We start from the raw sequence: 19376 nt of genomic DNA on the forward strand, positions 1-19376 counted from the left end.
TCCATCGGGACGATGTGTTCGAGCCCGCGTCGGCGTACCTCGTGCGGCGCGCCGTCCGTGCCATCACCGAGGGCCAGGCTTGCTTCAAAGTCTCACGAGAGAAGCTATCCCACCTGAACCTACGGACGAGGTAGGGTGCCCGCCCACGGGCCGAGGAGACACGAGAGGCACTGGACTGAGCGCGTGGCACGAGCCCAAACAAATTGGGACGGGTGGCACCGTCCTCCTGCTCCAAGGTGAAGGCGAATGGATTGTCATTGCTCGCAGAGGGAGTCAAAGGACTCGTTGAACTCGTGCCGACACCTCACTCACTACGAGTCGTCCAACACTGTGTCCTGCCTCCGTGCCGCCCGTACCACCGCGCCCGCCCCACCTCTGGAACTCAGGGCTGCACTGAGCGCGGCAAGGGCTCCGGCTTCTTCACGGGGATGAAGCACTTGCCCTGGTACTCAGCCGTGTTTAGCGGACAGGGCGCATCCAGCTTGTGTTGTATCCAGCATCCCCCCCGGATTTCCGTCTCCGTCCCTTCGAGACACGGCGGCTTGCGCTGTTCCTTGAAGGGCGTCTCTGGCATCGGATAGGCGATGACCGCCTGGGCGAGGTCCTGTCCATCCGCGAAGAACGGAGACTCGACGGGCGCGTCATCCGCCCGCAGGGGCTCAGGCGCATGAGGCCAGAGTAATGACCAGACACCGAGACCCGCCATGAGCACGACAACCCCAGCGGCGGCGAGCCACGTCCTGGATGGCCCCACACGGCGCACGCGCGAGTCCCTGGACCCCAGGCCAGGAACGGGCCCGCTGGCGAGGTGGGCGTCGACCTCGTCATCATCCTCCACGCGCTTGAACGCGGCCGTCATCAGAACCAGGAGGTTCGTCAGCTCCGACGTGCGCACCGAGACAAGCGCCTGCTCCACGTCCACCGTCACGGACTGCCGCTCCGGCTCGTAGATGAGACGCATCCGGCAGGCCCCCGCGGGTTGCCACTCCACGTCACCTCTCGGAATGAGCGTCAGGGCCGGAGTGCCCGTGGCCACGTTCCGCGCTTCGTGGAGGCGCCCCAGGCGGGAATCCACCTCGTAGCACCTGCCCAGCTCGAAAGGCCCCGGTCCGCCGCCCTTCCCGCTCTTCTCGTCCGCCATGGTGAGGCTCCTCCGTGGAGGCGCACAGGGGAGCGGATTTGACCCTTCAAGTCAAGAAGGACCAGGCGCCCTCTGCGGTCATTCCGACGATGTTCCCCCTGCGGACCCGGGCTGGACCAAGCGTCAAACGACACGTAGAGGGAGGCTCGAATGGCCCGCGAGTCGCGGACTGTCCTCCAGCAACAGGTAATTCTTGATGCCACTCACAGCCACTGAACTCACCGACCTGGTCCACCGCTACTACCCGAGGAATGTCTACACCACGGATGCTCGGTATGAATCACAGGCGGAGACTGTCGCGCTGCGCGCATTCAGGAAGGCAGTCCAAGCGGACAGCAGCGCATGGGATACACTGCGGCAACGCGCTCGCCAGGAACTGCCGGAATGCAGTCTCTGGGAACTTCCCTTTTTGCTCTACGACCCCTGTCGCTGTGTTCGAGTATCGCTCACGGACTCACCGGTAGGAGCGCCCAAACAGAAGGCCGTGGTGCTACTCGCCAGCATCCTCGCGCCCGTGCACCACATCTACGCATCCTGGCAACGAATCGAAAACCATCGAGTCATCGAGCAGCAACTCTGGCATCCGCCGCTTCCTCCTGAGTACCAAACACTTGAGACTCGGTTGAACTCGCTGGCGCAGTCGGTGCTGGGGACATCCACACTGCCCAACGAGGTTCTCCTCACACCAGTTCCAGACGTTCAAGTGGGAAATCTGGACCTGGGTCATGCCCAACTCATCCACTGCCTCTTCACGGATCGGCTCTGGTAGTTCACCCTCGTCAAAATGGCGAAAGTCGAGTCAGACCTCGATGAACCTAGGGCCACTCAGCCCCTCGTCTTCCAGTGCCCGTTTCACACGCTCGGAGACGATGAGGGCCACGGGCCAGCCCCAGGGCCGGAAGATGTGGGCGTCCCCAACCTTCTCGGGGTCCACTTTCAGCCCGACCACGTTCCGGTAGTGGCCCACTCTCTCGGGCTCTCCATGACGGGGCTCCCAGAAGGAGAGTTCTCCGCACCGAGCCTCATCCACGCACCGGATGAGGCGAAGGGTGTTGAGGACAAAGTAGGGCTCGGGATGCTCTTCGACCCGTGCCGGAATGAGCTGTATCTGATGTTGGATGCCCAGCCGCTCGCAAAGCGTAGCGAACCGGCCATTGACCACCGCGAAATTGAGGCCCGTCTGGCTGAAATCCAGAGCGCGTCCCCGACGGTACAAAGGGAGGACAAGCGGCGCATCCCAATGGAGTGCCCTGCCCTGCAAGAAGGTCTGGGGGACAATTTCTCGCCCCTGATCATCCAGCGGGCTTTCCACGTGCCAACGTCCCTCGATGTGCACGTCATCCATCAGGCGGAAGTACCTGGATTGAGGATTCATGGTTGTTTCGTGAGGAGCTTGTTGAGCCGCGACCCAGGCTTACAGATATCGCCCGCGATTTCATCGAGTGCTTCGACGAGCTTGCGCTTGCACTCGGTTCGCGTTTGGCAGGTTGAAACCGCATCGTTCAGACGGCTGTAGATTTCCTGATGGTACTCCTCGGGATGGGTCCCCTGATGCCCGAGTCCTCCTTGTGGCACCTCCGGAAGACTCCGAGCCAACTTCGCTCCCGCCACGGTCACCAGTACCCGCAGTCCCACTCCGCCTATCGCCTTTCCAAAACGCATGGCCACCGCCTCCAACTGCTCCTGAGTCCTGGCCGCTTCTGACTCCCGGTACAGATTCAGGCAGGCCACTCCCACGGCGTGGAGCTCAACCGCGCTGTAGGTCATCAACAATCCCACGGTGACCGCTGCGGCCAGCGCTTTGGAGAAGAGGGGCTCGGGCGCCGCCCACGCCATCATGTACAGCATCATGGCGATCGCCATGGAGTACGCGGTGGTGGGCGAACTGAGCAGCGAGATGGCGGCCTCGCGCACTCCCTCATCCATGTAGCGAGGTGGGAGTTCGAGCGCCTGGAACCACCGACTGTTCGCCAAAGAGGATGACGGTGGCATCGATGACGTTCCAAAGATCCTCTCGTACCCCTCGCGAAGGCGTTTCTCCAGGTGCGCGGCTTGTTCCTCATGCGAGGGACAGCACGCAGCAGCGCCTGCTGGCAACACACAGGTTGAGCAGCGCATGTACCCAGTAGCCCCCGAACGAGACACCTGGAACTCCGTCTCCAATGCCTCCGCGAATGCTCGCGCTTCGTCGATGGTGAGGCCGGCCAGGAGAGGATGCGGTGGAAGGCGCTTGAAGGCGAACTCAAGTCTCCGGCCATGAAGCGAGCCGTGAAGCTCACTCACCAGCACAGGGTGCAATACCGGGAGGCGAGACCCAACTTCGGGTGGAGCTGCACGGACCGCGAGTGGAAACAGTAATAGGAGAAAGAGGATGGCTCGCGGATTCATGAACCTGTGTTCTGCCCTCTTGGCAGGACCGAAGGGAAGTCAATCTGGCCGCTCCCCAGACCAGGTGTCAAACGACTCGTAGGGGGAGAAGTGTCGATATGAGTCCTTTGACCCCATCCAGTGGACATCGTCTCTGCCTCCGGGCCTCGCCCGGTTCAAGGCAGGGTGATGACCACCTTCCCGAATTGTGCCCCGCTGGCCAGGTACGCATAGGCCGCAGGGGCCTCGGCGAAGGAGAACGTGCGGTCCACCACCGGCCGCACGCCCCGCACCGCCAGCGCGCGTCCCAGTGCCTCCAGGTCCTCCCGGCTGCCCACCGACACCGCCTGCAACCGCACCACGCGTCGCAGCGCACGCGTCAGGTCGAAGCGCACCGCGGCGCTGTCCAGGAAGCCCACCAGCGTCACCGTCCCGCCCACCCGTGCCGCCCCGATGGAGCGCCCAACGCCCTCTCCTCCGACGACATCCACCACGTGGTCCGCCCCGCGCCCCTCCGTCAGTGCCAGCACCCGTGCGTCCCACTCCGGCTCCGCCCCCGTGTGGATGCCGGCCGCCGCCCCCAGCGCCACCGCCCGCTCCAGCTTCGCCGGGCTCCGGGAAGTGACGAGCACCCGGGCTCCCGCCATCCGCGCCAGTTGGAGCGCGAACAGCGACACCCCACCCGTCCCCTGCACCACCACCGTGTCTCCCGGCCCCACGCGCCCCGCCGTGAAGAGCGCATGCCACGCGGTGACACCGGCAATGGGCAGCGTGGCGGCTTCCGCATCCGTCAGGTGCGCTGGCGCGGCCACCGCCGCCTCCTCGTGGATGCAGGCGTACTCGCGCAGCAGCCCATCCAGCGGACCGCCCAACCGCCGGCGGCTGTTCTCCTCCGTGGGCCCACCGCGAACCCAGTCCGGCACATACGCCGGGATGACGCGCTCGCCCACCTTGAAGCGCCGCACCTCCGACCCCACCGCCACCACCTCGCCCACGCCGTCCGAGACAGGCACCAGCGGGCGCGGGTAGTCGCCGTACGTCCCCCGGAGGATGGCCAGGTCCCGGTAGTTCAACGACACGACGCGCAGCTTCACCAGCAGCTCGCGCGGCCCAGGCTCCGGCACCGGCCGCTCCGTCAGGACCAGGGACTCCAGACCGCTTCCTCGAATCAGTTCGTAGGTCTTCATGCCCGGAACATGCACCCGGGCCGGGGTTGCGGAAACGCACGTCCGTGCACGTCCGGCGTGCAATCATGCACGGCCATGCTCCAGTGGGATGACCTGCGCTACTTCCTCGCCGTGCACCGTCATGGCACGCATGCCGCGGCCGGGCGCGCGCTGCGTGTCGCGCCCACCACCATCGGCCGGAGGCTGACCGCGCTGGAGGAGGCGCTCGGCGTGAAGCTCTTCCAGCGCACGCCCGATGGACTGGTGCTCGGCGAGAGCGGACAGGTGCTGCGAGCCCATGCCGAGCGGGTGGAGGCCGAGGTGCTCGCCTCGCAGCGCGAGCTGACAGGCGCGGACAGACGCGTGTCGGGCCCGGTGCGCCTCACCGCGGGCGACGGAATGGCGACACACGTGCTCGCCCCCAGGCTGGCCGAGCTCCAGCTCGCGCACCCGGAGCTGCGGGTGGAGCTGCGCGCCGACAACCTCGCCGTGGACCTGTCCCGCCGCGAGGCGGACGTTGCCCTGCGCCTGTTCCGCCCCCGCGAGCAGTCCCTCATCGCGCGTCGGCTGGCACCCTTCACCTTCGGCGTGTACGGCGGCGAGCCCTACTTCGCCCGCCGGGGCCGGCCCTCCGGGATGAAGGATGCGGCCCGGCACGACTGGCTGGGTCCCGAGTCGGCACAGGACGGCACGCCACCGGGACAGTGGTTGCGCCGCCACATTCCCGACGCGCGCGTCGTCCTGCGCTCCAGCGCCACCACCGTGCTCATGTCCGCCTGCGCCGCGGGCCAGGGGCTCGCCGTGTTCCCGGAGCTGCTCGCGGCGAGCGACCCGCGCCTCGTCCCCGTGCTCCCACGCGCCGAGCTCCCCACCCGCGAGCTGTGGGCCATCACCCACCAGGACCTGCGTCACAGTGCCCGCGTCTCCGCTGTCATGGACTGGCTGGTGCGACTCTTTCCGGTGCACGCGGGATGAAGGCGTACCCGGCCCCCTTCCCGCCTATACCGTGCGCTGGAGCCGCTCGCGCGCCTTGAGCCACGCGCGGGGAATCGCCTCGCGGCCCGCGCTCAGCGCGACGAGGGACCCCACGATGGCGCAGGTGGTATCGCAATCTCCCTGTCCAGCCACCGTGCTCCAGAGCGCCGCCTCGTAGTCCTCCAGGTGCCGGGCCGTGCACCACACGCAGAAGGGCACGGTGTCCTGGGCGAGCACGCGCCGGCCACTGCCCAGGGCGCGCGCCGCGGACGTGGGAGTGGCCTCGAGCGGCCACCGCCGGGCCTTCTCCAAGCCCTCGCGTGTCTCCCCGGGCGGAGTGTGCTCGAGCACGGTGTCGAAGAGCTCTCGCGCGGGTCTGCGCCGCTCTCGCCAGCGGTGCGCCCAGGCCGCCGCCACGGCGATGGCGATGGCACCCGCCTGGCCCTCGGGGTGGAAATGCGTCACCTGGGCCGACAGCCGGGCCTCGGCGACGCAGCGCTCCAGGTCCGTGGCGAACCAGGCGCCGAGCGGGGCCACGCGCATGGCCGCGCCATTGCCCATGGAGCCCGTGCCGCCGAAGACCTCGGAGGACACTTCCCGCCAGGGCATTCCCAGATGGATCTTCTGCAGGATGTCGTGAGCGGTGGCGCCATAGCCGCGGCGCGGGTTCTTCCGGTAGCGGGCACCGAACAGACGCGCCAGACGATCCGGCTCGATGCGGCCGTGCTCCTCCAACACCTGGACGAGCGCGAGCGCCATCTCCGTATCGTCGGTGTACGGCCACGGCCCCGCGGGGACCTCGCGCCTCTCCACGCTCTCCGCGGCGACGGCCGGGGCCTGGAGGAAGCGCTCGCCGAAGGCATCCCCCACGGAGAGGCCCTCCAGGGACACCAGGGCCCGGGCCAGACAGGCACTCCGCTCGGCGCTATCAGGGGGGGACGGGGAGGTCATGTCCCCTCTTTACCCCAGCACCCCCTCCGCTCCAGGGCCGTCATGCGTCCTCTGCGTGCTCGTCTACAGGCGGAAGGCGAGCTTGCCCACCATCTTGCCGGAGGAGACGGTCCGGTGCGCCTCGGCGAGCGCGGCGGGCTCCAGCACGCCCGCGTCCACCGTCAGGGTCGAGGTGAGCACGCCCTCGTCCAACAAGTCGGCCACGCGGTCGAGAATGGCCTGCTGGCTGGCCATGTCCGGCGTCTTGTACATCGACTTCGTGAACATGAGCTCCCACGCGAAGCTCGCCCTCTTGCCGAAGAGCTTGCCCATCGGCAGCGGTTGCTCGGGCTCCACGATGGACACGATGCGTCCTCCTGGCGCGATCAGCTCCGCCATGGTGTCGAAGTGCGCATCCGTGCCGACGCAGCAGAAGATGGCGTCCACGTTCTTCAGGCCGAGCGCCGCGAGCTGCGCGGGCAGGTTCTCGCGGTGGTTCACCACGTGGTCCGCGCCCATCTTCTTCACCCAGTCCCGGGTGGTGTCGCGCGAGGCCGTGCCGATGACGGTCATCTTCGTCAGCCGCTTCGCCAGTTGCACCACGAGCGAGCCGACGCCGCCGGCCGCTCCGATGACGAGGAGGGTCTTGCCCTGCTCGACCCGGAGCTGCTCGTACAGCCCCTCCCAGGCCGTGAGCGCCGTGAGGGGAATGCTCGCGGCGTGGAGGTGGTCCAGCTTGCGCGGCTTGTGGCCGACGATGCGCTCGTCCACCACGTGGAACGACGCGTTCGTGCCCTCCCGGGTGAGGTCACCGGCGTAGAAGACCTCGTCGCCCTCACGGAAGCGCTTCACCTCCGAGCCCCGGGCAACGACGACTCCCGAGGCATCCCAGCCGAGGCTCTTGCCCGCCCGCTTCCCGCGCACCTTGGTGTCGACGGGATTGACGGAGACGGCCTTGACCTCGACCAGGAGATCATACGGACCGGGCTGGGGGACCTCTCGTTCCACGAACTCGAAACGGCTCGTATCGGTGGGGCTGACGACGAGGGCTTTCTGGGTCTTGGCGGCGGTCATGGTGGCGCTCTCTTCGGAAGAAGGTGGAACTCGAGGCCAGCGCCTCGATGACCCAGAACTTGCGCTGTTCCTGGCGGATGAAAAAGACTTCCCCAGGACGAGCACTCTTTCCGAGGATTCACGAATGCTGGAGCACCGCGAGGCCATCACCGGAATGTCCATCCTGGTCGCCGTCGTCGACGCTGGCTCGCTCAGCGCCGCCGCGGCGAAGCTGGGCATGACGTCTTCAGCGGTGAGCAAACAGGTATCGCGGCTCGAAGCCCGGCTCGGAATACGGCTGCTCCAGCGCACCACGCGCCGCATGCAGCTCACCGAGGCCGGTGCTCGCTACTGCGAGCGGGCCCGCTTCATCCTGGAGTCCATCGAATCCGTCGAGCGCGAGGCGGAGAGCGTCCAGGACACCCCGCATGGCACGCTGCGCATCACCGCGCCGACGGTGCTCGGCCAGGTCCAGGTGATGCCGGTGGTGCTCGCCTTCCAGCGAGCGCATCCGGCCATGAAGGTCCACGTCGAGTTCTCGGACCGCAGGTTCGATCTCATCGACGAGGGTGTCGACGTGGCCATCCGCATGACGGCCCAGCCGCCGCCTGCCTTCGTGGCCCGCCGGCTCGGTGATGACCGGCGCGTGCTCTGTGCCAGCCCCGACTACCTCGCCCGAGCAGGTCGCCCCCGCCGGCCTGGCGATCTCTCGAACCATGAATGCATCGTGTTCGTCGCGGGTCAGCCCGTGGAGACGTGGCACCTGCGCGCCACGGAGGACGCCGAGCACACCACGCCCATTCGCGTCTCGGGCCGGTTGCACGTCAACAACACCCACGCCCTGCGGCAGGCCGCGCTCGCTGGCCTTGGTCTCGCCGATCTGCCCCGTTACCTCGTCGAGGAGGACCTCGCGACCGGGCGGCTCAAGGCCGTCCTCGAACGCTTCATGCCGGTAGGCCGCGGGGTGTTCGCCATCTATGCGCCCGCGCCCTACGTACCAGCCAAGGTGCGCCACTTCGTCGAGCTGGCGGAAAAGACCTTCCGAGACAGCGTTGCCGAGAGGCGAACCTCGTCTTGACACCTGCCCAGGAGGCTGGGGAGAGCCTGTTCTTCCCGAGCGGGGCTCATGACTGGCTGTTCCCCGGCCAGCAGGCGTCCACCGCGGTCGGAGCGGTCAACAACGGCGTGAAGTGTGGCTCCTCGGGAATGTCCTGGCAGGCAGCGAACAGCGCTCTCAGCGAGGGGGGCAGGACGAAAGCCGAGCCCCGCCGGCTCCAGGTGACGCGCCGCTTCATCCAATCCCGCGCCAGCCGTTCCTGGGCCGCGGCACTCCCGAGGCGCGCGAGCGTGGACCCCAGCTCGGTGATGTCCGCCAGCGCGGCTGGAAACAGCGCGCTCAAGCCATCGGCACTCAGGTGATAGCCACCGGTCCCCGGAACCACCGCGCCCCGCTCCAGCGCGAGGTTCCACAGGTACGAACCCATCCAGGCATGGCCGTCCGTGTTGATGCCGCCGCTCCAGGGGTTGTCCCGGTAGCCTCGTCTTCCGAACCAGAAGACGCGCTGGAAGAAGACGAACAGGCTCAGCTCCGGGAACTCTGGCAGATGGGTGCACAGCAGGCTGCCGGTGGACAGCTCGCCCAGCACATCGCAGGTGAAGTCCCCCAGCAGGTTGCACGGGTCCCTCGTGGGCGACAGCCTGTGGAAGCCGATCCGGTGGCCGATCCCCTGGAAGACGGAGGCGAGATAGATGGTGCGCTCCAGCGCGGGAACGAGCGAGGTCAGGACAGAGGACTGACTCTCCACGTCGAAGGTGCGGCGCAGGCAGGGAAAGACGGCTTGCTGAAAGAGGTTCGACCAGACATCGACGAACTCGAAGCCAATACAGTCATCCGCGGTCTCGCCCGAAAAGAACAGGAAGACGTTCTTGCCCGAGCAGATGGAACCCTTGCCCGCCAGGATGTGCACCGGAACATGCTGGGGCCACTGCCGCGAGCCGAGCCGGCTGTCGGAGCAGGCATAGCGGGAGATGAGCGTCTCGTAATCCGTCCGCTCCTCGATCCAGGCCTCGACGGCCTTCTCCAGATCCAGATCCCGTAGCAGCAGGGCCTCGCAAGGGTTGTGCGGAGCCTGGGTGGGCTTCAGGTGGGCCCGCAGCCGGATGAGCGAGCGGCGCTCATCCAGGGTCCGCAGCAACTCCTGGTGGTAGCTCTTCCGCGCCACACGGCTCAAGGGGTTCTCCGGCATCACGGTCCTCCTCGGCGGGTTCTTGGGGAATAGAGCCAGCACACGCTTTTTGTGACTCACCTGGATGAACAGCCGCCAGCCGGGGCGCGCACCTTCTGCGCCATGTCCGAGTTCCTGTATCGTCCTCGAACATGGACACCAAGATCGGTCGCGAGTCAGAGGACAAGGTCGAGCCCACGCTCAAGCTCAAGTTCTACAGCCACGCGACGCTGGAATGCCGTGACATCCAGCGCACGCGGAAATTCTTCGAGGAGTTCCTCGGCTTCGAGACCGTCCAGATGTCGGACAAGTCGTTCTGGGCCCGGCTCGGCGGCGATCAGATCATCGTGCTCGTGCAGGGTCCGGCTCGCACGAAGGAGGAGATGCCCTTCCTCAACCACAATGGGCTCGACGTCGAGACCGAAGCCGCCGTCGACGACGCCTACGCCTTGGTGAAGCGCGACGCGGAGAAGTGGGGTCTCAAGAAGATCACGAAGCCAGTCGTCCAGCACGGCACCTATTGCTTCTATTTCTGGGACATGGACGACAACGCCTGGGAGATCCTGTCCAACCCACCGGGCGGTTACTCCTGGGGCTTCGCGCGCGGAGACCAGGAAGGTGCTGGGCACATGAGCCGCACGTTCAAGCGCCCGGAATCGACCCTGGGCAAGGGAAAGTAGCCGCGGCTGGAGGCGGCTCGGCATGTAGAGCCTGGCGGCGCACGCCCTGTCCGGAGAGCACGTCCGCCAGCGCCGACTTCAGCTCCAACTCCGCCGGGAAGGTCTAGTAGCCGTCTTCGCAATCCGAGGGGTACTTCTTGGTGACGGGGCCTTCGTCCGAGTCCGAGGGGAACTTCAGGGTCTGCAGCGAAGCGCCACCGGCGGCCTCCTCGAGTTCCTGGGCCTCCAACAGGCGTGCGAAGAACGGCCTCTTGCCCTTCTGCTGGGAGTTGTCCTGTTTGTCCTTTTTCATGTCCAACCTCCATGCCACTCGTTGATCAGGTGGTCACTGGAGTCAGAGTCGAGGGCGGTGAAATGTGACGGTGGGCGCGCCACGAGCCCCTTCGCCCGTCCCCCCCCCTCGCGGATGGCGCAACGCGGTCGCCGATAACCCGGAAAAGGTCCACTACTGGAGGGGGGGCGGGGCGACGGACCACGAAGCGCGGCGACTTGTACCATGCGCGGCAAGTTGCCTCCTCGCCCCCGTGGAGCCCGTCTTGTCGAGCCGATCCCGACCCGCTTCCGCCTTGTTCGCCCTGGCCTTCCTGCTGTTGTTCACAAGGCGCGCCGAGGCGTTTGGTCCTCCGACCCACTCGGAGCCCTCGCTGAACACCCCGCCCTCGGCGCTCGAGGCGATCCGCGTGGACGAGAAGCTGGGCGCGCCGCTTCCGTTGGACACGGAGCTCATCGATGAGAGCGGCCAGCGCGTCACGCTCCGGCAGATGCTGTCCCCGGATCGGCCGACCGTGCTCTCCCTGGCCTACTTCCGTTGCCCCCAGCTCTGCAGTCTGGTGCTCAAGGGCCTCGTCAAGAGCTTGAGCGAGACCCAGCTCGAGCTGGGCAAGGACTATCATTCGATCACCCTCTCCATCGACCCGCGTGACACGCCCGAGGAGGCCTCGAAGTGGCGGGCGCGCTACCTCCAGCAACTGGGTCAGCCCGCACAGGCCCCGTGGCGATTCCTCACCGGCACGCAGGAGCAGGTGAAGAAGGTGGCGGACGCGGTGGGCTTTGGCTACGCGTATGACAAATCCTCCGACCAGTATGCGCACGCGGCGGTGGCGATGGTCCTGTCGCCGCAAGGGACGGTCAGCCGCTATCTCTACGGCGTCGACTTCCCCGCCATGGACATGCGCCTGGCCATCGTGGAGGCCGCTCAAGGCAAGGTGGGAATCACGCTCGAGCGCGTCATGCTCTCGTGCTTCAAGTACGATCCGGCGACGCGGCGCTACGGCTTCTACGTCTTCGGCTTCCTGCGAATGTGGTGGCTCGTGGGAATCGGCATGGTCGCGATCCTGGCGGTGCTGATTCGCAGGAACGTGCGCCAACGGCCCGCGCCGGGGAACGGCGCTTGAGGGGCCTGGCCACGGCGCGTGCCTGATGGGCCGCGGGGTGGACGCCGTGGCTCCACGGCAATGTCATCCGTTGAACATGAAAGCCGGATGCGCACCGGCCGGCCCGGGGATGGCGGCACTTTCGCCGGGCCTGTGAACTGGCTCACAGACACGAAACGGGGGAGCGAGCACTCTGTCGGTTATCAGGGCTGCCGGTACGGAATGCCCTGTTCTGGGGAACAACATGTCAGGGGGAAACATGTCCGACACGTCGCGCGAGCCGCATGATGGGGCCGTTCAACTCCCTTCCAGCGAGCAGCCGGAAGAGGTGCTCTTGGATTACGAGTATCTGGCGGAGGCGTGGGCCCAGCGGGGGTGGGTGACGCGCGCCATCGCGTTGTGCAAGGTCATCCTCCGGCTCGAGCCGGCTCATGAGCCGACGCGGCGACTGCTCGCGGAGTTGGATGCCCGGAAGCTGGAGCCCCTGGCTCCGCCGGGGCCCTCCGTGCCGATGCCCATGGAGCGCGAGCCCGTCCTCGAGACGGACTGGAACGAGGGAGGGACTTCGCAGCCCGTCTCCCTGCTCTCGCGGCTCGGCGAGCAGGAGTTCCTGTCGGTCATGGAGTCGCTGGAACTGCGAGAATTCCACGCCGGGGAGACCATCGTCGAGGAAGGAGAGCCGGGCGATTCGATGTTCGCCATCGTGGAGGGGAGCGTGGAGGTGGTGCGGACGCTGAAATCGGGGCGTCGGCGCACGGTCGCCTTCATGAGCGAGGGCGACTTCTTCGGGGAGATGTCCATCCTCGCCAGCGTGCCGAGGCTCGCGAGCATCAGGGCCTTCGAGCGCACGGCCGTCCTGGAGCTGTCCCGTGAGCGGCTGGAACAGATCATCCAGCGCTACCCCTCCGTGGCGGAGATGCTGAGGACCTATCACCACGAGCACCTGCTGAATGACGTGCTCCGAGGCAATCCGCTCTTCCGGCTCCTCCCGCCCGAGCGCAGGGCGGCCCTGGCCCGTGAATTCCAGCTCCGCGCCAGGGCGAAGGGAGCGACCCTGCTCGAACACGGCAAGCCGGTGGATGCCCTGTACCTGCTGCTGAGGGGCCGGTGCCAGGTGCTGCACCATCATCCGGACGGCGGCGAGAAGCTCCTGCGGACGCTGGAGGAAGGCGACATCTTCGGGGAGATCTCCCTGATGCTCGGCCTGCCAGCCACCGCCACCGTGCGCGCGGAAACGACCTGCCTGCTGCTGCGGCTGGACTGGGGAAGCTGCGACCGGTTCCTCATGGATCAGCCCGGGCTGTGCGACGCGCTCTCGCGGATGAGCAACGAGCGCATCCTGTACTCCTCCGGGCTGTTCCTGGAGCCCGAGGCGCACGGAGAGACACCTCCGAGCGCCCGAGGTTGAAGCGAGCCTGAACCCTCGCTCAAGCGGAGGCGCGGAGCTTCGTCAGCAGGCGCCCGGCTTGCTCCTGGACCTCGGGAGTTCCGAGCTCCAGGGCCTTCTCGGCATGCCGCTGAGCTGGCTCACGGGCGATCCGGGCCAGGGCAATCGCCAGGTTGAGGTGCGTGTCCGCATGGTCCGGGTACTCGGCGAGCACCCGCTGGAGGACCTCGCGCGCCCGAGCGAAGGACTGGCTGCGCATCAGCAGTTGCGCCAGATCATTGGCGGGCCCTGGCTCCTTGGGGGCAAGGGCGGTGGCCTCTTCCAGCAACTTCAACGCCTCGGGCCTCCGGCCTTGCATGACATGAACCTTCGCGAGTGCCTGGCGGGCCTGCCATGACTCCGGCACCCGTTGCAGCAACTCCATCAGCAACCGCCGGGCTTCGTCATGCCGGCGGCTCCGCAGCTCCAGGAGGGCCTCCTTGTAAAGGTAGTCTGTACTGGAGGGGGCCCGGCGGCGCAGCTCGCGGACGATCTTCCGCGCATGGTCCAGGTCCTCGCCCACCATCAGATAGCTGTAGAGATCCTCGAGGGGCTCCACCATCGCGGGCTCCCGCTTGTGCGCTTCGACCGCCGCCTTGACGGCGAGGTCGAGCTTTCCCTGCCCCACATGGGCGCGCGCGAGCAGCAAGCAGGGGGCGCCGGACTGGGGCGCGAGCCGCGCGGCCTCCTGGAAACGGGTGACCGCCGTGGCCCAGTCCTGCTGCTGGAGCGCGATCTTCCCGAGTTCGAAGCAGGCCTGCGGGTTCTGGGGTTCGACCTTCCGGGCTGACTCGAACGCGGCCTTCGCACCGGCGGTATCCGTCAAGGAGTCCAAGACGATTCCCAGATCGAACCTCGGATGGAAGCCGGTCTCCGCGCGGCTGGCGAGCGACTTGAGCCGCTCGACGGCTTTGGCGTCCCCCTCGAGGGCCTGCAACATGGCCAGATGAGCCTGGGCCTCCGGGTGCGTGGGCACCACCGCCAGCAGTCTTCGCGCCGTATACGCCACTTCGTCCCAGGCCCCCAGGCTCAAGCAGGCCTGCATCAGACCCACGAGGCTCGAAACATCCTTCGGCTCGCTGGCCAGGGTCGAGAGGCATTGCCGGATCAGCTCATCGGGCCGGGTCTGTGGCAGGGGGCGCGCGCCTTGGGCGCCTGTTTTCGTGGGTGTCATGGGAGAGGGTCGCCGTTACTGAGCGGGCCAGGAGCCCGGCATTCGGTTGGTGGACTGCTGGGAGACGACCCCCATCTCGAGATCGGGAGTGGGAGCGCCCGCGGGGTTCCCGCTCATCCAGGAACGGACGGAACCGAGTGCCGACCCGACAGCGGCCGTGGTCATGGGGGTCGCGTCGAGATTGGCCCTGAGCGTCGGCCCGTGCCCGAGGAGCATCTGGGGCGTTCTCGGCAGGACGCCGGCGCCCGCGTTGCCCTTGATGCCACCGAAATACCCGGCCCTGAGCTTGAGAGTGCCCAGTTCTTGTGAGCTGCCGTTCGCGTCCTTCGTCAGGAGGGTGAGGTTCGCCCTCAGGTTCCCCTCGACCCCGGCGGAGCCCTCGGCCTCGGCCAGGACGTTCGAATCGATGTCCGTGTATGCCCTCATCTTGAGGTCGGCGTTGGCTCCGACCCTGAAGTCGCCTTCCAAGGCAGCCTTGCCGTACAGCTCCTTGCCAAAGAGACTGCCGAGGCGGACCTCGGGCGACTCCACCTTGCCCTGAAGCTTCAGCAGATTGATTTCGGCGAGGGCGGGTGCGATCTCCAGCTCGGCTCCGGACATCTCCATGGACTCCGGAGCACCCAATGCCTTTCCACCCGTCTTGACGTTGACGTTGTAGCCAAGCGTGGCGGAGCCCACCTGCGCCTTGAGTTCCGCTTTCCCGGAGTCGTTGGAGGCTTTCTTGCTGGCCTCCATCGCCTGGGTGGACATGCGATGCCCGACCTCCAAGGGCGTAAAGGTGGCTTCCGCGTGGCCAAATTTCGGGACAGGAGGCCGCGCCGAGGGGGGCTGCGGTGCGCTGTCGATCAGATTGGCCTGGAGAGAGGAGTTCTTGACCTGTGTTTCAGCGGGTTTGTTCTCCTTCTTGAACCAGTTCAGACCCGCGGGCCGGCTGTTCGCGGCGGGAGCGGAAGGACCCGGTTCCGCCGAGGACTGAGGAGTGGACACGGAAGAGTACGCCGCGACCGGGGAATCCATGTGACCAGGCGCGGAACTCGGCCGGGGAGGAAGGGACGCGGCACTCGTCTGGGAAGGAGGAGGCGCGGAACTCGGCCGGGAAGGAGGGGACGCAGTACTCGTCTGGGAAGGAGGAGGCGCGGCACTCGGCCGGAAAGCAGGGGGCGCGGAACTCGGCCGGAAAGGCACGACGGGCGCGGCACTCGGCCGGGGAGTAGGAGGCGCGGAGCCCGGCCGCGGAGGGGGCGGAGTGAGCGACACTGGGGAAGAGGACCCGCCAGAACCCGAAGCCCGCCCGCCCTGACTCTGCGTGGAGAAGCCATCGCCAGGGGGAGCTTGGCGCCCCTGCGAAGACTTCGCCTCGGGACCCTCGTTCCTCCGGGCAGCATTGTCGCTCCCCAGCTCGTCGATGAGATCAGCGGCTTGCGCGGCGTTGCTGGATGCCACCCCAGGGCTCGGCATCGAGTTGGCGCGCTTCCGAAGGGGCTCCCGCTGCGGGGTGGTGGGAGCTGAGCCGGTCGAGTTACGACGGACGGGTGGCTGCTGAATCCTGGTCATGACGCTCCCATGGCGTGCGCGCAGGAGGCTGCGGCGAACAGCGCGTCATGTAGCGTGGCGCGTACGGCTGGGACGTAAACATTGGGCCACAATCCGCCATCCAGGAGAAGGCAACCCGTTTCACCTTCCGAGAAAGGCGAAGGTGGCTGAAACCAGTGGGCCGGGAATGAGGAATGAGAGGGAGCGTTTGATCCCTCTTTCGGGTGAAATCTTCCACCCGCTTTCGGGTGATTCCCACCAGGGCCCGACGCTCTACCCTGGGCACATGACCTGGAAATCAGATTATTCCTCGAAAAAACGTCTTCCCATCCCCCGCAAGGCGATGGTGCTGACAGTGGCGGGCCTGCTGGCGGCGTGTGGAGACCGTGGCGGCCTGGAAGAGACAGCTCCCGAGGTCGCTGGCGGCAGCCGGGGTGCACTGGCCGCGGGCCAGTACAGCCTGGTTTCGGTGCACTCCAACCTGTGCCTGGAAGTCGCTGGCGCCAGCACGGCCGATGGAGCCCAGGTCCAGCAAACCACCTGTGCCAACGTGGCGCATCAACACTTCGAAGTGCTGCCCTTGGCGGATGGCTCCTATCAGTTGCGTGCCGTCCACAGTGGCAAGCCGTTGGACGTGCGCGGGAACAACGCGGTCAATGGCGAGCCGCTCCAGCAGTGGAACGACAACGGCGGGCCCAACCAACGCTTCATCATGACCCCGCAAGGAGAAGCCTACCAGATCAAGGCCGCGCACAGCGGCAAGTGCGTGGACGTGAAGGACATGAGCCAGGCCGTGGGTGGGCTGATCCACCAGTGGGATTGCCATGGCCAGCCCAATCAGCAGTGGCGGCTGGAGGCCTTGACCCAACCGGAGCCCAACCCCTCCGCCCCTCCGCTCAAGTTGCCGCTCGAGTTGCTGGGCGATGGCTCCCCTTCGCTCCCGGCGATCGCCGAGGCCAACCTTCACGTGGACTCCAGCCGGCTCGGCAACGTGAGCCAGTTGTGGTGGACGTGCCACCGCTGCGCCTTCTTTGGCGCCCCCGAGTTCGAGGCGACGAGCCAGCCGCCCACCCGGATCAAGGCCAGCGTGCGCGTGCTCGGAGGCATCAGCCCGGAGCAGGCCGACGGCATTCCCTGGATCGACATCACGGACGCCACCGTGAAGCTGGCCGATGTCGAACGTGTCCAGGGCGGCCTGACCCGCGGCGGGTTCTACACCACGCGCATGAGCCTCGCGCTCGATGCCACCACCCGGGCGAGGCTCGTGGCCGCACCTGGAGCCAACCGCGTCCAGTTCCGTTTCAACGGGACCGATGGTGAGTCCAATGGCTACCGCGTCCTCGACCTCCGGTTGCAAGACGCCCAGGGCAACAGCCTGGCCAGCAACCCCGTGCAGTTCGCCGACATCCAAGCCGAAAAGGTGGCCGGCCAGACGTGGAGTGCCGATGTCACGGCGGGCGAGGCGCTCTGGTATGGCCAGGGCAAGCTCCTCAAGAGCAGTATCGTCAGACGCAACATCACGGCTGCCTGCTCCTCCTGCCACGCGAGCGATGGGCGGGATTTGCAGTACTTCAACTACTCCAACAACGCCATCGTGCAGCGCTCGCGCTTCCACGGCCTGAGCGAGGCACAAGGCAGACAGATCGCCGCCTACATCCGCTACAGCCAGAGGAACGTCCCCCACGTGGCCCAGGCCACGCCGTGGAACCCGCCGTACCAGCCGGGCCAGGGGCTGGACAGCAAACCCATCATCGAATGGGCCGCCGGAGCGGGTCTGGGCGCGGTGCTCGAGACGCCCGCCCAGGCCGTCCAGGCCCTCTTCGGCAAGCCGCCGAGTTCCCTGAGCCAGGCCGACGTCGACGCCGTGATGAACGCCAACGCCACCATGAACGCGCGGGAAGTCGCCATGCCGTTGCAGTACCCCGACTGGAACGCCTGGCTGCCCACGATCCATCCGCTCGACGTGTGGCCCACGGGCGCCAGCAGCGCCGGTTCCTTCGAGAACGGAGCCCAGTGGTCGCAAAGCAGCCGCACCCACCCCAAGGCCAGCGCGGAGCAGATCGAGGCGTGGCTCAAGGCCCACAAGAATCCCAACGGGCAGTATGGGGACTGGAGCCATCTGACCCCGAGCGAGCGCAACGAGATCCAGGGCTACTTCAGCAACTTTGGCTGGGAGGGCTACCGCTTCCTGGGCGGAGGCCGTGGCAACCACATCGCCAGCTCCGGCGAGTACGGCGCACAGGTCGGTGCCCGCCTCCTGGCCGCGCGTGCCGCCAGCACCACGACGGCCAGCGATCCGGCGTCCTTCACCACCAACGCCTTCATCGAGCGCGCCGTCATGAGCATGCTCCACTGGAACGTCATCAAGCAGTGGGAGTGGGCCCACACCCATGGGCTCGAAGGCAATCAGCAGTGGTTCATTGGCGACTTCAACTCCACCACCAAGACCTGGAGAGGCCGGGGTGAGGTGCGAGGCTGGCCCTTCAACACGGTGAGCGTGTTCTTCCTGGCTCCGCACATGCTCTACCAGGCCGACGAGTCTTCGGGGAAGGTCACCCGGGAGTGGTACCTGGCCTGGGAGCGCTCCAACATCGTGGGCTCGTACTACCGGACCAACGCCTGGTACCAGATGCAGGTCTCCATCAACCCGGGCGCTCAAGGCGATTGGGTGAACTTCTCGGTGGACTGGCCCTATCTGACCGGCTTCGACGAGCTCCTGTCACAGAGCCTCGGCACCTCGACGCCCGCGCACGCGAACGCGGCCTTCCTGAGCGACATCCGGCTGCTGCAGGCCCGCATCAAGTCGGCCCAGTACGTCAACAATGACATCCCTCTGTACGTGCCAACCCAGACGAATGGCCTCATCAACAACCGTGGACGCTTCGGCCGGGCGCAGGTCCTGAAGCACCTGACCCCCACCAACTTCATGGACCAGGCGACGACCCAGGGCACCAGCAGGACGCCCTTCAGCAAGCTCGAGCAACTCCAACCGGGCCTGTACCTGAAGGTGCTCAATGGGGCGATCAACCAGTTCAATGTCCTGTACACCGACACGAATCCCGCGGACTGGCGGCGTTGCGATCCAGCCAACACGGAGCTGGGCGAGCCCGAGCCGTATGCCGGGTTCGCGTTCTGTGTGGACCGGACCCGCCAGCCCCTGGCCCAGCCGACAGCGGGCAACTTCGCGATGAACGCGGTGGACGGAAGGGTCACGGCCGAGCAGAAGCAGCAGTATGGCGTCTGGAAGGCCACGCAGCTGGGTGCCGAGGCCCAGCGCATCCAGAAGTGGCGGGATTGGATCTCGCGCGTCTGGCCTTGAACCGCTGGCTGTCT

Annotated in this window: 16 protein-coding genes; 6 read left to right on the forward strand and 10 right to left on the reverse strand. The window is 66.8% G+C overall.

Annotated features, from left to right (window positions below; genetic code table 11):
- Window positions 1–382 precede the first annotated feature (382 nt).
- The 4 genes from F0U63_RS40750 to F0U63_RS40765 form a co-directional block, all read right to left on the reverse strand.
- Window positions 383–1141, reverse strand: coding sequence for a hypothetical protein (locus F0U63_RS40750; RefSeq protein ID WP_395839017.1), 759 nt, complete (start codon window positions 1139–1141; stop codon window positions 383–385).
- A 799-nt stretch (window positions 1142–1940) separates the two neighbouring features.
- Window positions 1941–2516, reverse strand: coding sequence for an imm11 family protein (locus F0U63_RS40755; RefSeq protein ID WP_395839019.1), 576 nt, complete (start codon window positions 2514–2516; stop codon window positions 1941–1943).
- Window positions 2513–3055 carry an AHH domain-containing protein gene (locus tag F0U63_RS40760; protein WP_395839022.1) on the reverse strand — a complete coding sequence of 181 codons (543 nt, stop codon included), beginning with the start codon at window positions 3053–3055 and terminating at the stop codon, window positions 2513–2515. The genes F0U63_RS40755 and F0U63_RS40760 overlap by 4 nt, the downstream gene beginning before the upstream one ends.
- 629 nt (window positions 3056–3684) lie before the next feature.
- Window positions 3685–4695, reverse strand: coding sequence for an NAD(P)-dependent alcohol dehydrogenase (locus F0U63_RS40765; RefSeq protein ID WP_395839025.1), 1011 nt, complete (start codon window positions 4693–4695; stop codon window positions 3685–3687).
- Window positions 4696–4770: 75 nt separating this feature from the next.
- Here F0U63_RS40765 and F0U63_RS40770 point away from each other — a divergent pair, with 75 nt between their 5' ends.
- A complete protein-coding gene (locus F0U63_RS40770) occupies window positions 4771–5649 on the forward strand; it encodes a LysR family transcriptional regulator (RefSeq protein ID WP_395839027.1) in 879 nt (292 codons plus the stop codon).
- Window positions 5650–5673: 24 nt separating this feature from the next.
- Here the strand turns inward: F0U63_RS40770 and F0U63_RS40775 are convergent, their stop codons facing one another.
- Entirely contained in the window at window positions 5674–6600 is a 927-nt protein-coding gene (locus F0U63_RS40775) for an ADP-ribosylglycohydrolase family protein (RefSeq protein ID WP_395839030.1), read from the reverse strand.
- A gap of 63 nt (window positions 6601–6663) precedes the next feature.
- A complete protein-coding gene (locus F0U63_RS40780; protein WP_395839032.1) occupies window positions 6664–7653 on the reverse strand; it encodes a zinc-binding alcohol dehydrogenase family protein in 990 nt (329 codons plus the stop codon).
- Between the two features lie 124 nt (window positions 7654–7777).
- Between F0U63_RS40780 and F0U63_RS40785 the strand changes: the two genes are divergently transcribed.
- Window positions 7778–8710 (forward strand): LysR family transcriptional regulator, encoded by a 933-nt coding sequence (locus F0U63_RS40785; protein WP_395839034.1) that lies wholly within the window; start codon window positions 7778–7780, stop codon window positions 8708–8710.
- 46 nt (window positions 8711–8756) lie between these two features.
- Here the strand turns inward: F0U63_RS40785 and F0U63_RS40790 are convergent, their stop codons facing one another.
- On the reverse strand, window positions 8757–9878 hold the full coding sequence (locus F0U63_RS40790; protein WP_395839037.1) for a hypothetical protein: 1122 nt from the start codon (window positions 9876–9878) through the stop codon (window positions 8757–8759).
- 131 nt (window positions 9879–10009) lie between these two features.
- Between F0U63_RS40790 and F0U63_RS40795 the strand changes: the two genes are divergently transcribed.
- Window positions 10010–10537, forward strand: a complete 528-nt coding sequence (locus F0U63_RS40795) for a VOC family protein (RefSeq protein WP_395839039.1) — start codon at window positions 10010–10012, stop codon at window positions 10535–10537.
- A 103-nt stretch (window positions 10538–10640) separates the two neighbouring features.
- Here the strand turns inward: F0U63_RS40795 and F0U63_RS40800 are convergent, their stop codons facing one another.
- Window positions 10641–10829 (reverse strand): microviridin/marinostatin family tricyclic proteinase inhibitor, encoded by a 189-nt coding sequence (locus F0U63_RS40800; protein ID WP_395839041.1) that lies wholly within the window; start codon window positions 10827–10829, stop codon window positions 10641–10643.
- Between the two features lie 244 nt (window positions 10830–11073).
- Between F0U63_RS40800 and F0U63_RS40805 the strand changes: the two genes are divergently transcribed.
- Together F0U63_RS40805 and F0U63_RS40810 are read left to right on the forward strand one after the other, a co-directional pair.
- Window positions 11074–11931: an SCO family protein gene (locus tag F0U63_RS40805; protein ID WP_395839044.1), complete on the forward strand. Its 858-nt coding sequence runs from the start codon at window positions 11074–11076 to the stop codon at window positions 11929–11931.
- Window positions 11932–12169: 238 nt separating this feature from the next.
- A complete protein-coding gene (locus F0U63_RS40810; protein WP_395839046.1) occupies window positions 12170–13318 on the forward strand; it encodes a cyclic nucleotide-binding domain-containing protein in 1149 nt (382 codons plus the stop codon).
- Between the two features lie 19 nt (window positions 13319–13337).
- Here the strand turns inward: F0U63_RS40810 and F0U63_RS40815 are convergent, their stop codons facing one another.
- Together F0U63_RS40815 and F0U63_RS40820 are read right to left on the reverse strand one after the other, a co-directional pair.
- Window positions 13338–14510, reverse strand: coding sequence for a tetratricopeptide repeat protein (locus F0U63_RS40815; RefSeq protein ID WP_395839048.1), 1173 nt, complete (start codon window positions 14508–14510; stop codon window positions 13338–13340).
- A gap of 15 nt (window positions 14511–14525) precedes the next feature.
- Entirely contained in the window at window positions 14526–15245 is a 720-nt protein-coding gene (locus F0U63_RS40820) for a hypothetical protein (RefSeq protein WP_395839051.1), read from the reverse strand.
- A gap of 1084 nt (window positions 15246–16329) precedes the next feature.
- On the opposite strand from F0U63_RS40820, the gene F0U63_RS40825 reads away from it, so the two are divergent.
- Window positions 16330–19362, forward strand: a complete 3033-nt coding sequence (locus tag F0U63_RS40825) for an RICIN domain-containing protein (RefSeq protein WP_395839053.1) — start codon at window positions 16330–16332, stop codon at window positions 19360–19362.
- Window positions 19363–19376: the final 14 nt, after the last annotated feature.

Origin of the sequence: Cystobacter fuscus (assembly GCF_044360685.1) — a bacterium.
In the GTDB taxonomy this organism is placed as follows: domain Bacteria; phylum Myxococcota; class Myxococcia; order Myxococcales; family Myxococcaceae; genus Cystobacter; species Cystobacter fuscus_C.